19 protein-coding genes are annotated in these 19,191 nt (G+C 70.8%); 11 read left to right on the top strand and 8 right to left on the bottom strand.

Going from position 1 to position 19,191, the window contains the following annotated elements:
• Positions 1-87: 87 nt before the first annotated feature.
• On the bottom strand, positions 88-1,257 hold the full coding sequence (gene fasR / locus ACZ4TG_RS13345; protein ID WP_468162120.1) for a fatty acid biosynthesis transcriptional regulator FasR: 1,170 nt from the start codon (positions 1,255-1,257) through the stop codon (positions 88-90).
• 164 nt (positions 1,258-1,421) lie between these two features.
• Between fasR and ACZ4TG_RS13350 the strand changes: the two genes are divergently transcribed.
• Positions 1,422-2,078: a pirin family protein gene (locus tag ACZ4TG_RS13350; protein ID WP_468162073.1), complete on the top strand. Its 657-nt coding sequence runs from the start codon at positions 1,422-1,424 to the stop codon at positions 2,076-2,078.
• Between the two features lie 24 nt (positions 2,079-2,102).
• Here the strand turns inward: ACZ4TG_RS13350 and ACZ4TG_RS13355 are convergent, their stop codons facing one another.
• A complete protein-coding gene (locus ACZ4TG_RS13355; protein ID WP_468162121.1) occupies positions 2,103-2,921 on the bottom strand; it encodes a serine hydrolase domain-containing protein in 819 nt (272 codons plus the stop codon).
• A gap of 87 nt (positions 2,922-3,008) precedes the next feature.
• Here ACZ4TG_RS13355 and ACZ4TG_RS13360 point away from each other — a divergent pair, with 87 nt between their 5' ends.
• On the top strand, positions 3,009-3,401 hold the full coding sequence (locus tag ACZ4TG_RS13360) for a MerR family transcriptional regulator (protein WP_468162074.1): 393 nt from the start codon (positions 3,009-3,011) through the stop codon (positions 3,399-3,401).
• On the top strand, positions 3,398-4,420 hold the full coding sequence (locus ACZ4TG_RS13365) for an aldo/keto reductase (RefSeq protein ID WP_468162075.1): 1,023 nt from the start codon (positions 3,398-3,400) through the stop codon (positions 4,418-4,420). The genes ACZ4TG_RS13360 and ACZ4TG_RS13365 overlap by 4 nt, the downstream gene beginning before the upstream one ends.
• A gap of 45 nt (positions 4,421-4,465) precedes the next feature.
• Here the strand turns inward: ACZ4TG_RS13365 and ACZ4TG_RS13370 are convergent, their stop codons facing one another.
• From ACZ4TG_RS13370 to ACZ4TG_RS13380, 3 genes are all read right to left on the bottom strand, one after another.
• Positions 4,466-5,302 (bottom strand): DUF4429 domain-containing protein, encoded by an 837-nt coding sequence (locus ACZ4TG_RS13370; RefSeq protein ID WP_468162076.1) that lies wholly within the window; start codon positions 5,300-5,302, stop codon positions 4,466-4,468.
• Between the two features lie 86 nt (positions 5,303-5,388).
• On the bottom strand, positions 5,389-6,528 hold the full coding sequence (locus tag ACZ4TG_RS13375; protein ID WP_468162122.1) for an alpha/beta hydrolase: 1,140 nt from the start codon (positions 6,526-6,528) through the stop codon (positions 5,389-5,391).
• A gap of 234 nt (positions 6,529-6,762) precedes the next feature.
• A complete protein-coding gene (locus ACZ4TG_RS13380) occupies positions 6,763-7,416 on the bottom strand; it encodes a TetR/AcrR family transcriptional regulator (RefSeq protein WP_468162077.1) in 654 nt (217 codons plus the stop codon).
• Between the two features lie 118 nt (positions 7,417-7,534).
• Between ACZ4TG_RS13380 and ACZ4TG_RS13385 the strand changes: the two genes are divergently transcribed.
• Entirely contained in the window at positions 7,535-9,142 is a 1,608-nt protein-coding gene (locus tag ACZ4TG_RS13385; protein WP_468162078.1) for an MFS transporter, read from the top strand.
• 198 nt (positions 9,143-9,340) lie between these two features.
• On the top strand, positions 9,341-9,736 hold the full coding sequence (locus tag ACZ4TG_RS13390) for a peptidase inhibitor family I36 protein (RefSeq protein WP_468162079.1): 396 nt from the start codon (positions 9,341-9,343) through the stop codon (positions 9,734-9,736).
• On the opposite strand, the gene ACZ4TG_RS13395 is transcribed toward ACZ4TG_RS13390, so the two are convergent.
• Both ACZ4TG_RS13395 and aceE read right to left on the bottom strand, forming a co-directional pair.
• Positions 9,717-10,544 (bottom strand): potassium channel family protein, encoded by an 828-nt coding sequence (locus ACZ4TG_RS13395; protein ID WP_468162080.1) that lies wholly within the window; start codon positions 10,542-10,544, stop codon positions 9,717-9,719. The genes ACZ4TG_RS13390 and ACZ4TG_RS13395 overlap by 20 nt on opposite strands.
• 79 nt (positions 10,545-10,623) lie before the next feature.
• The gene (gene aceE, locus ACZ4TG_RS13400; RefSeq protein WP_468162081.1) at positions 10,624-13,356 is read right to left on the bottom strand and encodes a pyruvate dehydrogenase (acetyl-transferring), homodimeric type; all 2,733 of its coding nucleotides are present in this window, start codon (positions 13,354-13,356) and stop codon (positions 10,624-10,626) included.
• A 458-nt stretch (positions 13,357-13,814) separates the two neighbouring features.
• Between aceE and ACZ4TG_RS13405 the strand changes: the two genes are divergently transcribed.
• The 6 genes from ACZ4TG_RS13405 to ACZ4TG_RS13430 all read left to right on the top strand — a co-directional run bounded on the left by ACZ4TG_RS13405 (position 13,815) and on the right by ACZ4TG_RS13430 (position 18,314).
• Positions 13,815-14,240 (top strand): DUF3052 domain-containing protein, encoded by a 426-nt coding sequence (locus ACZ4TG_RS13405; protein ID WP_371678684.1) that lies wholly within the window; start codon positions 13,815-13,817, stop codon positions 14,238-14,240.
• A gap of 172 nt (positions 14,241-14,412) precedes the next feature.
• The gene (locus tag ACZ4TG_RS13410) at positions 14,413-14,871 is read left to right on the top strand and encodes a peroxiredoxin (protein WP_468162123.1); all 459 of its coding nucleotides are present in this window, start codon (positions 14,413-14,415) and stop codon (positions 14,869-14,871) included.
• Positions 14,872-15,035: 164 nt separating this feature from the next.
• Complete coding sequence (locus ACZ4TG_RS13415; RefSeq protein ID WP_030869027.1) at positions 15,036-15,611, top strand: TerD family protein; 576 nt, start codon at positions 15,036-15,038, stop codon at positions 15,609-15,611.
• Positions 15,612-15,735: 124 nt separating this feature from the next.
• Positions 15,736-16,311, top strand: coding sequence for a TerD family protein (locus ACZ4TG_RS13420; protein WP_468162082.1), 576 nt, complete (start codon positions 15,736-15,738; stop codon positions 16,309-16,311).
• A gap of 25 nt (positions 16,312-16,336) precedes the next feature.
• Positions 16,337-17,452: a DUF475 domain-containing protein gene (locus ACZ4TG_RS13425; protein ID WP_468162083.1), complete on the top strand. Its 1,116-nt coding sequence runs from the start codon at positions 16,337-16,339 to the stop codon at positions 17,450-17,452.
• A gap of 109 nt (positions 17,453-17,561) precedes the next feature.
• On the top strand, positions 17,562-18,314 hold the full coding sequence (locus ACZ4TG_RS13430; RefSeq protein WP_468162084.1) for a TerD family protein: 753 nt from the start codon (positions 17,562-17,564) through the stop codon (positions 18,312-18,314).
• A 99-nt stretch (positions 18,315-18,413) separates the two neighbouring features.
• Here the strand turns inward: ACZ4TG_RS13430 and ACZ4TG_RS13435 are convergent, their stop codons facing one another.
• A complete protein-coding gene (locus ACZ4TG_RS13435; RefSeq protein WP_468162124.1) occupies positions 18,414-19,181 on the bottom strand; it encodes a TerD family protein in 768 nt (255 codons plus the stop codon).
• Between the last annotated feature and the right edge of the window lie 10 nt (positions 19,182-19,191).

Here is a 19,191-nt window from a genome sequence, read left to right on the forward strand (position 1 = left end):
TCACACTCTCTCTTGTATCCGGCCCGCGCCGCCCGTGGGGACAGGGACGAAGAACCGTCGGGGTAATTGTTGATGTCCGACAAAAGTCTAGGACTGAAGATCGCCGTCGGCCAGACGTCCCAGAATCAGGGCGATCCGCAGCGTGAACGCCGAACGGACGTCGGAGGGTGACCAGCCGGTGACGTCGGTCACACGTCGGAGCCGGTAGCGCACCGTGTTCGGGTGCACGAACAGCATCCGCGCGGCCCCCTCAAGGCTGCTCGCCTGCTCCAGGTAGACACTCAGCGTTTCCAGCAGCGCCGAGCCCGCCTCCTCCAGCGGTCTGTAGATCTCCTCCACCAGCTGCTCCCTGGCCGAGGGGTCGGACGCGATCGCCCGCTCGGGCAGGAGATCGTCCGCGAGAACCGGACGGGGAGCGTCCTGCCAGGCCGTGCAGGCCTTCAGGCCGGCCGCCGCGGCCTGCGCCGACTTCGTCGCGTTCAGCAGGTCCGGGACCACCGGACCCGCCACCACCGGACCGGCCGCGAACGGGCCGATCAGGGACTTCGCCACCTGCATCGGGTTGTCGCTGCCGCCCGCGATGACCACCAGGCGGTCGCCCAGCACCCCGGTGAGGACCTGGAGCTTGTGGTGCCGGGCCGCGCGCCGGATCGCCTCGACCGTCAGCTCGCTGTCCCCGTCCGGGGCGGTGCCCAGCACGACGCACACGTGCTCGGGCGAGTTCCAGCCCAGCGCCGCGGCCCGCGACAGCGCGCCCTCGTCGGCCTCGCCCGAGAGCACCGCGTTGACGACGAGCGACTCCAGCCGGGCGTCCCACGCGCCGCGGGCCTCGGCCGCCTGGGCGTACACCTGCGCGGTCGCGAAGGCGATCTCCCGGGCGTACACCAGCAGCGCCTCGCGCAGGATCGACTCGTCGCCCGGCGCCGCCACCTCGTCGATCGCGGTCTCCATGACCTCGATCGTCGTACGGACCATCTCGACGGTCTGGCGCAGCGTGATCGCCCGGGTCAGCTCGCGCGGAGCCGTCCCGAACACGTCGGTGGAGATCGCCTGAGGGGTCTCCGGGTGCCGGAACCACTCCGTGAACGCGGCGATGCCCGCCTGCGCGACCAGGCCGATCCAGGACCGGTTCTCCGGCGGCATCGCCCGGTACCACGGCAGGGTCTCGTCCATGCGCGCGATGGCGTTGGCGGCGAGCCGACCGGAGGATTTCTCCAGCCGGCGCAGCGTCGCGGTGTGCGGATGGGCGGGATGCACGGCATGCGCCGGGTGCGCGGGGCTGGTTTCGGGGGAATGCTCACGTTCGGGTTGGGGCACGGGACAAGACTGCCCTATCGGCGCCCCGGCGCGGACTCCGGTCCGGCGCCGGACGCCGTCCCGTCGGCTCGGCGCGGCGTCCCCCGGGGTCTACCGTGGCCCCCATGATTGATGTACGCCGCGCGGCGGACCGGTACGAGGGCGGGGACCCGGCCGCCGGGATCACCACCCGGCACGCCTTCTCCTTCGGCTCCTTCTACGACCCGGACAACATCCGGTTCGGCCCGATACTGGCCTGCAACGAGGAGCGCCTGCGGCCGGGCGCCGGCTTCGACGAGCACCCCCACAGCCACACCGAGATCGTCACCTGGGTGGTGGAGGGCGAGCTCACGCACAAGGACAGCGCCACCGGCCAGAGCGGGCAGGTCCACCCGGGCGACGTCCAGCACTTCGGCGCCGGTTCCGGGGCGCGGCACGTGGAGCGCAACGACGGCCCGGAGCCGCTGCGGTTCGTACAGACCTGGCTCGCGCCGCTGACCGCCGGCGGCGAGCCCTCGTACGCGCTCGTACGGGGCCTCGCGGACGGCGTCCCGTACGAGGTCCCCGCGGCGGGCGCGGTACTGCGCGTCCGGCGGCCGGGCGCGGGCGAGCGGATCCCCGTACCGGCGGCCGAGCGGGTCTACCTGCACGTGGTGCGCGGGGACCTGCGGCTCGACGGCGAGGAGCTCGGCCCCGGGGACTCGGCGCGGATCACCGGCGAGAGCGGCCTGGAGATCGTCGCGGGATCCCCGGGGGAGCTGCTGATCTGGGAGCTGCCGTAAGGGGTGTCGTCGCAGCGCGGGGGCTCAGGCGGACTTCAGTTCGGCGAGCACCGCGTCGGTGAACGGGGTCCAGGCCTCCACGGCCCACGGGCCGAAGGCGCGGTCCGTCAGCGCCACGCAGGCGGCGCGTGCGTCCGGGTCCACCCACAGGAAGGTGCCGGCCTGGCCGAAGTGGCCGAAGGTCCGCGGCGAGGACGTGTCGCCCGTCCAGTGCGGGGACTTGCCGTCGCGGATCTCCAGGCCGAGCCCCCAGTCGTTGGGGGACTGGTGGCCGTAGCCGGGCAGGACGCCCTTGAGGCCCGGGTGCACGACCGAGGTGGCCTCGGCGACCGTGCGGACGTCGAGCAGGCGGGGCGCCTGGAGCTCGGCGGCGAACCGTACGAGGTCGGACACGGTGGAGACGCCGTCCTTCGCGGGGGAGCCCTCCAGGCTGCTCGACGCCATGCCCAGCGGCTCGAAAACGGCCTGGTGCAGGTACTCCGCGAAGGGGATCCCGGTGGCCTTCGCGATGTGGTCGCCGAGCACCTCGAAACCGGCGTTGGAGTACAGCCGGCGCTGCCCGGGCGGGCCCATCACGCGGTGCTCGTCGAAGGCCAGGCCGCTGGTGTGCGCGAGCAGGTGACGGACCGTGGAGCCCTCCGGTCCGGCCGGCTCGTCCAGTTCGACCGCGCCTTCCTCGTACGCGACGAGGACGGCGTACGCGGCGAGCGGCTTGGTCACCGAGGCCAGCCGGAAGCGGTGGTCGACGGGGCCGTGGGAGCCGGCGAGGCTCCCGTCCGCGCGGACGACCGCCGCGGCGGCGGTCGGCACCGGCCAGTTCTCGATGATCCGCAGGCTTTCCAGGCTGTTCACGGTCTCCACGCCCTCCAGGCTGTCCATGCGGCCGAGAATACTTGCTTGGAGTGCACTCCAAGGTTTTAGCGTGGGGACATGACCTTGACGCAGACGCGCTACACGATCAGCGAGGTGGAGGCCCGGACCGGTCTGACCCAGCACACGCTGCGCTGGTACGAGCGGATCGGCCTGATGCCGCACGTGGACCGCTCCCACTCGGGGCAGCGGCGGTTCAGCGACAAGGACCTCGACTGGCTGGCCTTCGTGGGCAAGCTGCGGGCCACCGGGATGTCGGTGGCGGACATGGTCCGGTACGCCGAACTGGTCCGCGAGGGCGCACACACCGTCGACCAGCGGCGCGAGCTGCTGGAGCGCACGCGCCGCGAGGTCCGGGCGCGCATCACCGAGCTGACGGACGCCCTCGCCGTACTGGACTTCAAGATCGGGATGTATTCGATGAGCACGGCTACGGAGAAGGCACACCAATGACGGAGCACAGCACGGTCATCGAGCAGGTCGAGCTGGGCAAGGGCGGCCCGCTGGTGGGCGTCCAGGGCCTGGGCTGCATGGGCATGAGCGAGTTCTACGGGGACACGGACGAGGCCGCCGCCCGCGCGACCCTGGACGCGGCGCTGGCCGCCGGGGTCACGCTCTTCGACACCGCGGACGTCTACGGGCGGGGCGCGAACGAGGAGTTCCTCGCCCCGTTCGTGGCCGCGCACCGCGACCGGATCACGCTGGCCACGAAGTTCGCCATAGAGCGCACCGACGACCCTCGGTACCGGGGGATCCGCAACGACCGCGCGTACGTCCGGCAGGCCGTCGAGGGCAGCCTGCGGCGGCTCGGCACCGAGGTGATCGACCTCTACTACATGCACCGGCGCGACCCCGCCGTGCCGTTCGCCGAGTCGGTGGGCGCCATGGCGGAGCTGGTACAGGAGGGGAAGGTGCGACACCTGGGGCTGAGTGAGGTCACCGGGGCCGAACTGCGCGAGGCGTACGCCGTGCACCCCATCGCGGCGCTCCAGTCGGAGTGGTCGCTGTTCAGCCGGGACGTGGAGCGGAGCGCGGTGGGCGCGGCGGCGGAGCTGGGCGTGGCCTTCGTGCCCTACTCCCCGCTCGGGCGCGGCTTCCTGACCGGCGCCTTCGCCGACGCGGCGGCGGAGCTGTCGCCCGATGACTTCCGCCGGCACCAGCCGCGGTTCACCGGGGAGAACGCCAAGGCCAACGCCGCTCTGCTGGCTCCCGTGCGGGAGGTCGCGGCCGCGCACGGGGCGACCCCGGCGCAGATCGCCCTGGCGTGGGTGCAGCAGCGGGCCGCGGTGCACGGCCTGACGGTGGTCCCGATCCCGGGCACCCGCAAGCCGGGGCGCCTCGCGGAGAACACGGCGGCGACCCGGATCACCCTGACGGCCGCCGAGCTGGCGCTGCTGGAACCGATCGCCTCCCGCGTCGCCGGCGACCGCTACCCGGACATGGGCTCGACGTCGGCGGCCCGCGAAGGCTAGGTCTCGCCGCGGCCGGTCCCGGTCCCGGTCCGGCCCCGGGGTGGCTCAGGCTTCGAGCGCCTCGGAGGCGAACCCGGACCGCAGGTACGCGTACTCGGTGTCGGTCAGGAGGCCGGCGCCGTGGAGCTCGCTCAGGTGCTGGAGCCGTTCGTCGGCGCGCGGGCGCGGGACGGAGGCCACCGTGGCCCGGCCCCGCACCGCGGCGAGGAGGGCCGCGGCGAACGGCAGGGACTCGTGCACCGCCCCGTACCCGACCCCGAACACGGCGGCCGCCAGGTCGTGGTCCGGACGCGCCCCACCGGTGGCCGCGTCCCGCAGCAGGAGGCGCAGGTGCCCCTCCGGCCCGTCGGGGGAGTGCCACTCGACGCCGCTGACGGCCGTCAGCGGATACCGCTGGTCGCCCGCCTTCCACTTCGTGCTGCTGGCCCCCGTACGCGACCAGTGGAAGGTGACGGCCGAGCCGTCGAAGCCCACCCGTGCGTCGTAGGCCTTCAGGTGGACCGGCGGCTGCGGGACCCGGACCAGGAACCGCTCGGCCGCCCCGGCCGGCCCCAGCCGACCGCGCACCGCGTCCGCCAGCGCCGCCGCCAGCGGGGCCCGGTCGCCCGGCAGCACCAGCCGGTACGGGTCGCAGGCTTCCTTCAGCTGCCCGGCGGCCGCCTCCATCAGCGGGTCGGCGCCCGGGCGCGGTACCGCACGCAGGACCACCGTGTCCCGTCTGCCCCCGGACACGGTCACTTCGGACAGCGCCTCCAGGGGGATCCGTCGTTCCCCCAGGGCATGCCAGAGCCTCGGTGTGCGCAGCCCCCTTGTGAAGCGGATGGTCACGGAGTCCGACTCGAACTCCCAGACGGCATGGTTTCCGGCCAGTACGTCCCCCATGCGGCACATGGTAAAGGGACGGGCCCCTGCCCGTCCCCCTTGCCGACGGGACCGTTTTCCGGAACCGCTACACGCGTCAGCCCCCGTCAGTCCCCGGTCGGACCGGAAATTCCGCGTCCACAGGCATCGGCGCCGGTCGCGCACACAACGGAACCGAACGTGCCGGTTCCGATCTTCGCGAAGTTGTCCAAGGACGCCGTGCCTGGCTCGAAATAGCCGGTGTGGCTCCGCGCGCCGGCCGAGGACAGCAGCCGCGCGCCGAACTCCCGGGACACCGGATCCGCCCCGTGGCCCAGTCCGCCCACCTCCAGGTGCGGTACGTCCGCGATCCAGTCCCCGGGGTCGCGCATCGCCCACACCCGCGCCGACGTCTTCAGGTCGGCGGCGCTCGAAGCGCGCATCCCGGGGCTGCCCGCCACCACCAGGTCGGTCACCCGCGCCGGCAGGTGGTGCGCGGCGACCCCGCAGACCACCGACCCGTAGCTGTGGCAGAACAGCGCCACGCTGGCGTCCCCGGGCAGGGCCGCGGTCAGCGACCCCAGCCGTGCGGCGCCCTCCACCGCCAGCCGGCCGGTGGCGGCGTCCACGCCGACCCCGGTGGGCGCGGTGTAGCCGGCCCAGGCGATGACCGCGGTCCGGCTGTCGGGAGCGGCCGTGCGCTCGGCCTCGTACAGGGACTGCGCCATGCCGACGGGGGCGGTGAGGCGGCGCTGGGTGCGCTCGAAGGTGAGCGCGTCGGTGTCGACGCCGGGCACGATCACCGAGACCCGGCGGGCCCGGTCGAGGTCGCCGAAGACCTCGGCGACGAGACCGTCGCCGGTGGGGTCGAAGGTGAGGATCTGCCGGCCCGGCTCCGCGAGGGACTCGAAGCGGTGGGAGCGCCGGGTGGCCTCCGAGCGGTCGGCCGGGGTCAGCGCGACATCGCGGCCGCGGGCCTCCTCGGCGACCCGGGCCTGCTCCAGGCCGCGCTGGTTGGCCCGGTAGCGGGTGGCGGCGGGGACCCCGTCGAGGTTTCCGACGACGAGCGGGTAGCCGTCCGCGAGCCGGGCCCGCTGGGCGCCGTCGAGGGTGCTGAAGAAGCGGGCCACCGTGCGGACGGGAGCGTCGGCCGGCGGCAGTGGCCGGCCGTCCATCCGGGCCACTGCCCACGCCGAGAGCGCGGCGGACCGTGCCGAGACCCCGGCTTCGGGGCGGTGCACGGCCGTCCAGCCGGTGGTCACCAGCATGACGAGGACGACCGCCAGCACGAACAGGGTGTGCAGGGCGGCGGGGCGCTCGGGGGCGCCGGCGAGGTGATGGGCGGAGCCGGGCAGGTTCACTGGAGCCAGCCTAGGAGACCACTTGAGCCAGTGGCGCGCCGGGTGACAGGGGTCACCGCCGACCGTGTCACACCGCGCGCTCCGGCCCCGCGCTCGGAGCCCGTACGCCAACACCCGGCGCGGGGAGCTCCGTACCCGGATTCAGCGCCAGTCCGCGGCCAGTGCCGGGCCGATCTGGTCCAGGTACGCCTCGGTCATCCGCCGGATGGCGGCCACGCTGGTGTCCTGGCCCTGCCCCCACAGCCGCCCGGTGACCCGCATCACACCGGAGAACGCGGCGACGGCCACCCGGGGCCGCGGATCGGCGTCCAGGTCCAGGCCCTCCCGGTCGGCGATCAGCCGGGAGATCTCCTCCTCCAGCTCGGCCGAGCGCCGCAGGTGGACCGCGAGCAGGGCCGGGGTGGACTCGATGAGCTGGTAGCCGCGCATGTAGAGGTCGACCGGGACCACCTCGGAGATGGCCTCCTCGACGGTGTCCCACGCCGCGAGCACCGCGTTGCGCATGGCCTCCAGCGGCCCCTCGGCGGCCGGGCGGGCGCGCAGTTCGGCGACGAAGTGCGACTCGACGAGGTCCTGGACGGCGAAGGCGACCTCTTCCTTGTTGGCGAAGTAGCGGAAGAACGTGCGCTGGGAGACGTTCACGGCGTCGGTGATCTCGTCGACGGTCGTGTGCTCGTAGCCCTGGGAGATGAAGAGCAGCAGGGCGGCGCGCAGCAGGGCGTCGCGGGTGCGCTGTTTCTTGCGCTCGCGCAGCCCCGCCGCCGGGGCGGCCGGCGCGGGCCGCAAGTCGGTCATCACCGTGGGTTCCTTTTCTGACGCTGAGTGAGCGGTCAGGGTACCTGTGACGGACCTGACAGTGGCCGTCCTGCTGAGCCGTCTGTGAAGTGTCAGCGACTGTCACTAGCCTGTTCGCATGACTCGTCAGATCACCGTCAACGATCAGGTGCCCACCAAGGAACCAGGCCCGATACCGGCCCGCACCGGACTGCGCGGCCATCCCTGGCTGACCCTCTTCGCCGTGGCGATCGGCGTCATGATGGTCACCCTCGACGGCACGATCGTGGCCGTCGCCAACCCCGCCATCCAAAAGGACCTCGGCGCCACGCTCGCCGAGGTGCAGTGGATCACCAACGGCTACCTGCTCGCCCTCGCGGTCTCCCTGATCACCGCCGGCAAGCTCGGCGACCGCTTCGGACACCGCCAGACCTTCCTCATCGGCATCGCCGGCTTCGCGCTCTCCTCCGCCGCCATCGGCATGTCCTCCGGCGTCGAGCTCGTCATCGGCTTCCGCGTCGCCCAGGGCCTCTTCGGCGCCCTGCTGATGCCCGCCGCGCTCGGCCTGCTGCGCGCCACCTTCCCCGCCGAGAAGCTCAACATGGCCATCGGCATCTGGGGCATGGTCATCGGCGCCTCGACCGCCGCCGGGCCCATCGTCGGCGGCCTGCTCGTCGAGCACGTCAGCTGGCAGTCCGTCTTCTTCATCAACGTGCCCGTCGGCATCCTCGCGCTCGGCTTCGGCCTGTTCATCCTGCTCGACCACCGGGCCGAGAACGCCCCGCGCTCCTTCGACGTGCTGGGCGTACTGCTGTTGTCCGGCGCGATGTTCTCGCTGATCTGGGCCCTGATCAAGGCGGCGGAGTGGGGCTGGGGCGATGCGAAGACCCTGCTCTTCCTGGGCGCTTCCGCGGTCCTGTTCGTGGTCTTCGCCCTCTGGGAGAGCAAGGTCTCCGAGCCGCTGATCCCGCTCGGCATGTTCCGCTCGCTCCCCCTGTCGGCCGGCACCGTGCTCATGGTCCTGATGGCCTTCGCCTTCATGGGCGGTCTCTTCTTCGTCACCTTCTACCTGCAGAACGTGCACGGCATGAGCCCGGTCGACAGCGGCCTGCACCTGCTGCCGCTCACCGGCATGATGATCATCGGCTCGCCGCTGGCCGGCGCCGCCATCACGAAGGTCGGCCCGCGCGTCCCGCTCGTCGCCGGCATGGTCGCCACCGCCGCCGCGTGCTTCGGGATGGCACAGCTCACCCCGGGCACCGGCACCCTCACCATGTCCCTCTGGTTCGCGCTCCTGGGCCTCGGCCTCGCGCCCGTCATGGTCGGCGCCACCGAGGTCATCGTCGGCAACGCCCCGCTGGAGCTCTCCGGCGTGGCCGGCGGACTCCAGCAGGCCGCCATGCAGGTCGGCGGCAGCCTCGGCACCGCCGTCCTCGGCGCGGTCATGGCCAGCACCGTCAGTGGCTCGTTCGGGGACAACTGGACCGGGGCCGGACTCCCGGCGCTCGCCCCCGAGCAGCTCGACCTCGCCCAGAAGGGGGTCCAGGTCGGCATCGCGCCGGTCCCCGAGGGCGCCCCGACCGAGATCGGCCAGACCATCGCCCGGGTCGCCCACGACACGTTCGTCTCCGGCATGAGCACCGCGTTCACCGTCGCGGGCGCGGTCGCGGTCCTCGCCGCCATCGTGGCCGGCTTCACCAAGCGCGGGGAGAACGCCGCCGCGGGCGCGGGCGCGGCCCACGTCTGAGCCCGCCCCCGAAGCCCCGCGCAGGCGTCAACTCCGCAGGCACGACAGCCCCGCCGGACGGTTCCGGCGGGGCTGTCGCCTATCCGGGTGGACCCGCCCCCACCCCCTTCCGCCGGGCCGTTCTCGCAGGTCAGCTTGGTGCCGTCGGAGCCCCGGAAACGGTCCGGGGCCCCCGCGTCCACAAGGAGTTGACCCGTCATGCGTACGTGTTTCCCCGCGAACCCCAGCACCCTCCTGGCCGCCGTCGCCCTCGCCGCCACCGCCCTGATCCCGGGCACGGCCACCACCGCACACGCCGCCGGGCCGCCGCCGATCGGAGCCTGCGCCACAGGACAGCTGTGCCTGTGGGCTAAGCCGGACTTCAAGGGCACCAAGCAGGTCCACGAGCTCAGCACCGTCAGCATCAACAGCTGTACCGCCCTGCCCGCCGGGACCAGCGCCCAGTCGCTCGCCAACCGGGTCGGCCGTCCGGTGACCACGTACCAGTCGGCCGAGTGCGCGGAGACGGGAGAGTTCCAGACCTACCCGGGCGACGGGGTCTACCTGCCCGCCTCGCCCTACCAGGTCAGGGCGTTCAAGGTGTGGGAGAGGTAGCCCCGAGCGGCGCCGGGGCCGCGTCGGGCGCCTGGCCGGGTACGTCGGCCCCCGCGCCCGGCGCGGTCGGCCCCGCCGGGGACCCCGGGCCCCCCAGCCGGGCCACCTCGGCGCGCAGGCTTCGTACCTCCGCCGTCAGCTCCGCGATCGCGGCGGTCTGGGCCCGCTCCACCTGGTCGTCGCGCTCGAAGCGTGAGATGAACCAGGCCGCGATGTTGGCGGTGACCACACCCAGCAGCGCGATCCCGGACAGCATCAGCCCGACCGCCAGCAGCCGGCCGAGCCCGGTGGTGGGGGAGTGGTCCCCGTACCCGACCGTGGTCATGGTGGTCACCGACCACCACAGGGCGTCCCCGAGATTGCGGATGTTGCCGCCGGGGGCGTCGCGCTCCACGCTCAGCACCGCCAGCGAGCCGAACATCAGCAGCCCCACCACCGCGCCCGCCACGTACGTGGTCAGCCGGATCTGCGGAGCCATCCGGGCCCGCCGGCCCACCAGCATCAGGGTGGACACCACCCGCAGCAGCCGCAGCGGCTGGATCATCGGCAGCAGCACCGCCGCCAGGTCCAGCCAGTGGCTCCGCACGAAGGCGGTCCGTGCCTGCGACAGCGCCAGCCGCACGAGGTAGTCGGCGGCGAAGGCGGCCCACACCACCCACTCCGCGTGCGTGCAGGCCCGGTGCACGGCCGGATCCGCGTCGGGCGCGACGATCGGCACGGTGTAGGCGACGGCGAACGCCAGGGCGAGCACGAGCAGCGGGGTCTGAGTCCGCCGCTCCCACCGCAGCTGCCGGGAGGCTTCCTTCATGCGGAGCATCGTAAAGAACGGGTAAGGGGCGCTGGGACAGGTGTCCCGGCGCCCCCACCAAAGGATGACTCCTACGCCCCTACGCGTCGCCGCCCGCGGCACCCGGATCGGCCGCGGTCACGTCCAGCAGCTGGTAGCGGTCGATCGCCTGCTTCAGCACCGAGCGGTCGATCTTCCCCGCCTTGGCCAGCTCCGTCAGCACCGACAGGACCACCGACTGCGCGTCGATGTGGAAGAACCGCCGCGCCGCACCACGCGTGTCCGCGAAGCCGAAGCCGTCCGCGCCCAGCGAGGTGTACGGGCCGGGCACCCAGCGCGAGATCTGGTCCGGCACGGAACGCATCCAGTCCGAGACCGCCACGAACGGCCCCTCGGAACCCGACAGCTTCCGCGTCACGTACGGGACGCGCTGCTCCTCCTCCGGGTGGAGCAGGTTGTGCTCCTCCACCTCGACGGCCTCGCGGCGCAGCTCGTTCCAGGAGGTCGCCGACCAGACGTCCGCCCTGACGTTCCACTCCGAGGCCAGGATCCGCTGCGCCTCCAGGGCCCACGGCACCGCCACGCCCGAGGCCATGATCTGCGCCCCGATGCTGCCCTCGGCGCCCTGGGACACCCGGTGGATGCCCTTGAGGATGCCGTCCACGTCGACGTCCGCCGGCTCGGCCGGGTGCTGGATCGGCTCGTTGTAGACCGTCAGGTAGTAGAAGACGTCCTCGGCCTGCGGCCCGTACATCCGCCGCAGACCGTCCTTGACGATGTGCGCGATCTCGTAGCCGTACGCCGGGTCGTACGCCACACAGCCCGGGTTCGTCGACGCCAGCAGCTGGGAGTGACCGTCGGCGTGCTGGAGGCCCTCACCCGTGAGGGTGGTCCGGCCCGCGGTCGCGCCGAGGACGAAACCGCGCGCCAGCTGGTCGGCCATCTGCCAGAACTGGTCACCGGTGCGCTGGAAACCGAACATCGAGTAGAAGACGTACACCGGGATCAACGGCTCGCCGTGCGTGGCGTACGCCGAACCCGCCGCGATCAGCGAAGCCGTGCAGCCGGCCTCCGAGATGCCGTCGTGCAGCATCTGGCCGGTCGGGGACTCCTTGTACGCGAGCAGCAGCTCGCGGTCGACCGCCTCGTACTGCTGGCCCAGCGGGTTGTAGATCTTGGCGCTCGGGAAGAACGCGTCCATGCCGAAGGTGCGGTACTCGTCCGGCGCGATCAGCACGAAGCGCCTGCCGATCTCCTTGTCCCGCATCAGGTCCTTGAGGATGCGGACGAAGGCCATGGTGGTGGCGATCGACTGCTGCCCCGAGCCCTTCTTGGCCCCCGCGTACGCCGAGTCGTCGGGCAGCTGGAGCGGCTTCGCGCGCACCACGCGGGTCGGCACGTAGCCGCCGTGCGCGCTGCGCTGGTCGTGCATGTACTGGATCTCGGGCGAATTGCGGCCCGGGTGGTAGTACGGCGGGGCGCCGCTCTCCAGCTGCGCGTCGGTGATCGGGATGTGCAGGCGGTCGCGGAAGCGCTTGAGGTCGTCGACCGTCAGCTTCTTCATCTGGTGCGTGGCGTTGCGGCCCTCGAAGTTCGGGCCGAGCGTCCAGCCCTTGACCGTCTGCGCCAGGATCACGGTCGGCTGGCCCTTGTGGGCCTTGGCCGCCGCGTACGCCGCGTAGACCTTCTTGTGGTCGTGGCCGCCGCGGCCCAGGTGCTGGATCTGCTGGTCGCTCATGTTCTCGACCATCGCGCGCAGCCGCTGGTCGCCGCCGAAGAAGTGCTCGCGGATGTACCCGCCCGACTCGGTGGCGTACGTCTGGAACTGCCCGTCCGGCGTGGAGTTCATCTTGTTGACCAGGATGCCGTCGCGGTCCTGGGCCAGCAGCGGGTCCCAGGAGCGGTCCCAGATCAGCTTGATGACGTTCCAGCCGGCCCCGCGGAAGATCGACTCCAGCTCCTGGATGATCTTGCCGTTGCCGCGCACCGGGCCGTCGAGGCGCTGCAGGTTGCAGTTGACGACGAAGGTCAGGTTGTCCAGGCCCTCGCGGGCGGCGATGGACAGCTGGCCGAGCGACTCCGGCTCGTCCATCTCGCCGTCACCGAGATACGCCCATACGTGGGACTTGGAGGTGTCCGCGATCCCGCGCGCCTGCATGTACCGGTTCATCCGGGCCTGGTAGATCGCACCGAGCGGGCCGAGGCCCATCGAGACGGTCGGGAACTCCCAGAAGTCCGGCATCAGCCGCGGGTGCGGGTAGCTGGAAAGGCCGTACGGAGCCTTCGACTTCTCCTGCCGGAACGCGTCGAGCTGCTGCTCGGAGAGCCGGTCCAGGAGGTAGGCGCGGGCGTAGATGCCGGGGGAGGCGTGGCCCTGGAAGAAGATCTGGTCGCCGCCGTCCCCCTCGTCCTTGCCCCGGAAGAAGTGGTTGAAGCCCACGTCGTAGAGGGAGGCGGAGGAAGCGAAGGTCGCGATGTGACCGCCGACGCCGATCCCGGGACGCTGGGCGCGCGAGACCATGACGGCCGCGTTCCACCGGGTGGCGTTCAGGACCTTGCGCTCGATCTCCTCGTTTCCGGGGAAGAACGGCTCGTCCTTGGTGGCGATCGTGTTGACGTAGTCCGTGCTGCGCATCTCGGGCACGGCCACGCGCTTCTCGCGGGCCCGCTCGATCAGCCGCAGCATGAGGTAGCGGGCGCGTTCACGGCCCCGCTCGTCGACGGCCGCGTCCAGAGAGTCGAGCCACTCCTGCGTCTCCTCCGGATCGAAGTCCGGGACCTGACTCGGCAGGCCGCCAATAATGATCGGATTGCGATCGGATGCGGAAGCCACGCTGTTCCTTCGCTGTCGGGGGAGTCGTGCCTTGGGTCGCCGCCTCCCATGGTCTTACGCTCGGCCGAAATCTTCACCTCTACCACTGGGTAACCCCTGGAAACTCCGGGCACCGCGAGTGGAGCGGGAAGAGGGGACGGCGAGCGGGTGCAGCCAAATCGCAACCTTACGCCCAAGTCGATCAGCCGGTTCGTAAGGGCGTTCGTCCCTCAAACAGGTAGGAAAGTCGGTAAGCGTCGCCGATGATGCCGAATGAGTTGGAATGGTGTGGGATGAATCACGAGAGGTGCGCGCGGGAAGGCTGAAAGTTGCGGCGAGACGGCCGCAATCGTCACCGTTTCGACGGTCTCGGCGGCCGGGTACTTGCGCGATCCGCCGCGCCCGTGTGGACTACGCCCAATGCTGCGCGTACGCGCGCCGCCGAAAGACATTCACCGAACATGAGCAGGAGGCACCCCGTGAGCGCGACCGCGGACCACGCGGAGAGCCTGGCCGCCCGGCTGGGTTTCCAGTCCGAACAGGTGGTCCAGGAGATCGGCTACGACGACGACGTCGATCAGGAGTTCCGTGACGGCGTCGAGAAGCTCGTCAGCGAGCTCGCCGACGAGGACTACGACGACGTCGCCGACGCGGTGCTGTTGTGGTTCCGCGACGAGGACGGCGATCTGACGGACGCCCTGGTCGATGCGACCGAGCTGGTCGAGGACGGCGCACTGATCCTGCTGCTGACCCCCAAGACGGGCCGTGACGGCTACGTCGAGGCCAGCGACATCAGCGAGGCAGCCGAGACGGCCGGCCTCTCGCTTGCCAAGGGCCTGCCCGTCGGCAAGGAGTGGACCTCCACCAAGCTGGTGACGCCGAAGGCCGCCAAGGCCAAGCGCTGAGCCGTAACCCGCAGCCAAGCGGACACACACCCCGCCGACCGGAATCGACCCCGGTCGGCGGGGTGTGCGCGTTACGGACCCGCACCGCCCGGCCCCACCGGCCGGGCACCCCATAGGCTGGCCCCACCCGAACAGACCCACGCAGGAATGCAGGAACGAAGGGATGCGACAGATGGCGATCGAGGTCGGCAGCAAGGCACCGGACTTCGAGCTCAAGGACAACCACGGCGCCACCGTGCGGCTCTCCGACTTCCGGGGCGAGAAGGCCGTGGTGCTCCTCTTCTACCCCTTCGCCTTCACCGGCGTCTGCACCGGCGAGCTGTGCGAGCTGCGCGACCAGCTGCCCCGCTTCCAGAACGACGACGTGCAGCTGCTGGCCGTCTCCAACGACTCGGTGCCGACCCTGCGGGTCTTCGGCGAGCAGGAGAACCTGGACTACCCGCTGCTGTCGGACTTCTGGCCGCACGGTGAGACCTCCCGCGCCTACGGGGTCTTCGACGAGGCGAAGGGCTGCGCGGTCCGCGGCACCTTCATCATCGACAAGGACGGCATCGTGCGCTGGACCGTCGTCAACGGCCTGCCCGACGCGCGTGACCTGAACGAGTACATCAAGGCCCTCGACAGCCTCTGAGGTTCCCGCCCCTGGATTGCGGGCACGGTTCCGGACGAAAATCAGCTACAGGCGGGAACCCGTCACTAGGATCGGAACGTTGATCCGATAGCTCCCCCAGCCACCGCTGGGAGGGCCCCCTGCACGACGGGGCACCGCCCCACACAGAAACCAATGGAGGACCCGTGGGAGTCAGCCTCAGCAAGGGCGGCAACGTCTCGCTGACCAAGGCCGCGCCTAACCTGACGGCGGTCATCGTCGGTCTGGGCTGGGATGCTCGCACCACCACCGGTGTCGACTTCGACCTCGACGCCAGCGCGATCCTGACCAACGACCAGGGCAAGGTCGCCAACGACTCGAACTTCGTGTTCTTCAACAACCTGAAGAGCCCGGACGGCTCGGTCGAGCACACCGGTGACAACACCACCGGTGAGGGCGAGGGCGACGACGAGGCGATCAAGGTGAACCTCGCCGGCGTCCCCGGCGACGTGGCCAAGATCGTCTTCCCCGTCTCGATCTACGAGGCCGAGAGCCGTCAGCAGAGCTTCGGCCAGGTCCGCAACGCGTACATCCGCGTCGTGAACCAGGCCGACAACAGCGAGCTCGCCCGCTACGACCTCTCCGAGGACGCGTCGACCGAGACCGCCATGGTCTTCGGCGAGCTGTACCGCAACGGCGCGGAGTGGAAGTTCCGCGCCATCGGCCAGGGTTACGCCTCGGGCCTGCGCGGCATCGCGCAGGACTTCGGCGTCAACGTCTGAGCCTGAGCTCGACAGCTGCCCCTGGCAGCCGCATCCTGTCCGGCGCCGTGCACTGTGTGTACGGCGCCGGACCGGCTTGTGCCACCGGCACCACCATCACCACGTCGTCCGGGGAGGACACAACATGGGCGTCACACTCGCCAAGGGGGGCAATGTCTCCCTGTCCAAGGCCGCACCGAACCTCACCCGGGTTCTGATCGGCCTCGGATGGGACGCGCGCTCGACCACGGGAGCCGACTTCGACCTGGATGCCAGCGCGCTGCTGTGCAACAGTGGCCGGGTTCTCGGGGACGAGTACTTCGTCTTCTACAACAACCTGAAGAGCCCCGACGGCTCCGTCGAACACACCGGGGACAACCTCACCGGCGAGGGTGACGGTGACGACGAGTCGATCATCATCGACCTCAGCAAAGTGCCGGCCCAGGTCGACAAGATCGTCTTCCCGGTGTCGATCCACGAGGCGGAGGCCCGGCGCCAGAGCTTCGGCCAGGTCAGCAACGCCTTCATCCGCGTCGTCAACCAGGCGGACGGGCAGGAGCTGGCCCGCTACGACCTCACCGAGGACGCTTCCAGCGAGACCGCGATGATCTTCGGCGAGGTCTATCGGTACGGCGGCGAATGGAAGTTCCGTGCGGTGGGGCAGGGGTACGCGTCGGGGCTGCGGGGCATCGCTCTAGACTTCGGGGTCAACGTTTCGTAAAGCCGTACAAGACGATGGGATGCCAGTGGTTCTCAAAACCTTCGGCTGGTCGTTCGCAATCACTGCGCTCGGACTGGTCGCAGCGGTGCTCTACGGGGGGTGGGAGGCCTTCGGGATCGTCGCGATCCTGTCCATCCTCGAGATCTCGCTGTCCTTCGACAATGCGGTGGTCAACGCCGGAATCCTGAAGAAGATGAATGCCTTCTGGCAGAAGATCTTCCTCACGGTCGGTGTGCTCATCGCGGTCTTCGGCATGCGACTGGTCTTCCCCGTCGTCATCGTCGCGATCAGTGCCAAGATCGGGCCCATCGACGCAGTCGATCTGGCCATGAACGACAAGGACATGTACCAGCAGCTGGTCACGGACGCCCACCCGTCCATCGCCGCCTTCGGCGGCATGTTCCTGCTGATGATCTTCCTCGACTTCATCTTCGAGGACCGCGACATCAAGTGGCTCGCCTGGCTGGAGCGTCCGCTGGCCAAGCTCGGCAAGATCGACATGCTGTCGGCGTGCATCGCGCTGATCGTCCTGGTCATCACCTCGATGACCTTCGCCGCCAACGCCCACCAGCACGGCGGCGTCCACGTGGACAAGGCGCAGACCGTCCTGGTCTCCGGCATCCTCGGCCTGATCACCTACATGGTGGTCGGCGGCCTCTCCGGCTACTTCGAGAACAAGCTGGAGGAAGAGGAGGAGGCCGAGCACGAGGCTGAGGAAGAGGCCAAGCGGAGCGGCAAGCCCGTCACGGCCGTCGCCATGGCCGGCAAGGCCGCGTTCTTCATGTTCCTCTACCTCGAAGTCCTCGACGCCTCCTTCTCCTTCGACGGGGTCATCGGCGCCTTCGCCATCACCAACGACATCGTGCTCATGGCCCTCGGCCTCGGCATCGGTGCCATGTACGTCCGTTCGCTGACGGTCTACCTGGTCCGCCAGGGCACCCTCGACGACTACGTGTACCTGGAGCACGGCGCGCACTACGCCATCGGCGCGCTCGCCGTGATCCTGCTCGTCACCATCCAGTACGAGATCAACGAGGTCATCACCGGCCTCGTCGGCGTCATCCTGATCGCCTGGTCCTTCTGGTCCTCCGTGCGCCGCAACAAGCGCATGGAGCTGGAGGGATCAGCCGCCGAGGCATGACCTCGGCGTTAATGCGGAACGCTCCATCTGCGGGGCGGCCGGGCGGGTCCACGGACCCGGCGGGCCGCCCCGCTTCCGTACGCGAGGGGAAACAGGGGGCAGGGGGGACATGGGATTCTTCGACGGATTCTTCGACGGCATCAGGGGCGCCCGGGCCATGCGGTTCGACTCGGGCAACGCCTCGTCCAACGCGATCGAGCTGACCAAACGACATCCGACGGTGTCGCTGACCAAACAGCAGGCGGTCCACGGCAATCTGCGCGTGAACCTCTCCTGGCGGATGCGGACCTCCGACATAGGCGGCCGCTCCGGCCAGAGCGGCCAGCTCTTCCGCCACCCGTTCAAACTGTTCAAGCCCGACATCGTGCAGGCGCACACCCAGGGCATGGTCAACGTCGACCTCGACATCGGCTGCCTCTACGAGCTCGCCGACGGCACCCGGGGCGTGGTCCAGCCCCTGGGGAACCTGCACGGGGACATCAACAGCCCGCCGTACGTGAAGCTCAGCGGAGACGACAGGTTCGGTGCGCCCTCCGGCGAGACGATCTTCGTCAATCTCGACCACGCCGAGGAGATCAAGCGGCTGCTCGTCTTCGTCTACATCTACGACCAGACCCCGGCCTTCGACCGGACGCACGCCCTGGTCACCCTCTACCCGATCACCGGCCCGCGGATCGAGATCCCCCTGGAGGAGCGGCACCCGCAGGCCCGCTCCTGCGCGGTGGTCTCCCTGGAGAACGTCAAGGGCGAACTGGTCGTGCGCCGCGAGGTGAAGTTCGTGTACGGATTCCAGGCCGAGCTGGACCGGTTGTACGGGTGGGGGCTCCAGTGGGGACGGGGCTACAAGAGCACCAAGGCCTGACCGGAGCCCCGGTGGGTGCCCCCGGGGCCGCCGGGGCGGCTGCCCGAGCGGCCGCCCGGGAGCCTGCCCGAGCGGCCGGCCGGGCCGGGGTCGGCGGGGTCAGCGGCGGATGAACTGCGGACCCTGCACCGGCAGCCGGAACGTCGGGTCGCCGCCCGGACCCGGCACCGGGGCCGGGGACACCGGCTGCGGGTACCCGTAGGCCGGCTGGACGGCCGGCGGGGCCTGCGTCGGCGGCGCCGGGGGCGGGGTCGGCGGGCGCATGGCGGCCGTCTGCTCGGCGGTGGGGCCGGTCGAGGGGCTCGCGGCGGCCTCCTGGGCGTTCTCGTCCACCGAGATCCCGTGGTCGGTCGCCAGCCCCACCAGGCCGTCCGAATAGCCTTCGCCGAGCGCGCGGAACTTCCAGCCTTCTCCCCGGCGGTAGAGCTCGCCGCAGATGAGCGCCGTCTCGGCGCCGGTTTCGGGGCGTACGTCGAAGTAGGCCAGCGGTTCGGAGCCGCCGGTCGCGGTGGCGTCGTACAACAGGATCCGCAGGTCCCGGACCCGCTGGAAGGGCACGTCCTCGGCGGAGGCCACCACCAGGATCCGGTCCACGGCCGGGGTCACGGCGCGCAGATCCGCCTGCACGGCGTCGGTGATCCCGTCGCCGAGCTGTTTCTTGCCGAGCCGCCACACCGCTCCCGAGGGGTGCCGGGGCTGGTTGTAGAACACGAAGTCCTCGTCCGAGCGCACGCGCCCGTCCGCCCCCACGAGCAGCGCGGAGGCGTCCACGTCCGGCACCTCGGGGCCGGTGGTCCAGCGCAGCACCGCCCGGACCGCCACGGCGGCCACCGGGATGTTCGAGCCCTTCTGCATCGCGTGCGTCATGGCGGTCATC

The organism is Streptomyces sp. NPDC028314, assembly GCF_055565795.1.

What these genes read in the sequence shown, in the direction of transcription:
- ACZ4TG_RS13350 (WP_468162073.1), top strand. Translation starts at nt 1,422, where the DNA reads ATGATTGATGTACGCCGCGCGGCGGACCGGTACGAGGGCGGGGACCCG.
- ACZ4TG_RS13360 (WP_468162074.1), top strand. Translation starts at nt 3,009, where the DNA reads ATGACCTTGACGCAGACGCGCTACACGATCAGCGAGGTGGAGGCCCGG.
- ACZ4TG_RS13365 (WP_468162075.1), top strand. Translation starts at nt 3,398, where the DNA reads ATGACGGAGCACAGCACGGTCATCGAGCAGGTCGAGCTGGGCAAGGGC.
- ACZ4TG_RS13370 (WP_468162076.1), bottom strand. Translation starts at nt 5,302, where the DNA reads ATGGGGGACGTACTGGCCGGAAACCATGCCGTCTGGGAGTTCGAGTCG.
- ACZ4TG_RS13375 (WP_468162122.1), bottom strand. Translation starts at nt 6,528, where the DNA reads ATGCTGGTGACCACCGGCTGGACGGCCGTGCACCGCCCCGAAGCCGGG.
- ACZ4TG_RS13380 (WP_468162077.1), bottom strand. Translation starts at nt 7,416, where the DNA reads ATGACCGACTTGCGGCCCGCGCCGGCCGCCCCGGCGGCGGGGCTGCGC.
- ACZ4TG_RS13385 (WP_468162078.1), top strand. Translation starts at nt 7,535, where the DNA reads ATGACTCGTCAGATCACCGTCAACGATCAGGTGCCCACCAAGGAACCA.
- ACZ4TG_RS13390 (WP_468162079.1), top strand. Translation starts at nt 9,341, where the DNA reads ATGCGTACGTGTTTCCCCGCGAACCCCAGCACCCTCCTGGCCGCCGTC.
- ACZ4TG_RS13395 (WP_468162080.1), bottom strand. Translation starts at nt 10,544, where the DNA reads ATGAAGGAAGCCTCCCGGCAGCTGCGGTGGGAGCGGCGGACTCAGACC.
- ACZ4TG_RS13410 (WP_468162123.1), top strand. Translation starts at nt 14,413, where the DNA reads ATGGCGATCGAGGTCGGCAGCAAGGCACCGGACTTCGAGCTCAAGGAC.
- ACZ4TG_RS13420 (WP_468162082.1), top strand. Translation starts at nt 15,736, where the DNA reads ATGGGCGTCACACTCGCCAAGGGGGGCAATGTCTCCCTGTCCAAGGCC.
- ACZ4TG_RS13430 (WP_468162084.1), top strand. Translation starts at nt 17,562, where the DNA reads ATGGGATTCTTCGACGGATTCTTCGACGGCATCAGGGGCGCCCGGGCC.
- ACZ4TG_RS13435 (WP_468162124.1), bottom strand. Translation starts at nt 19,181, where the DNA reads ATGACGCACGCGATGCAGAAGGGCTCGAACATCCCGGTGGCCGCCGTG.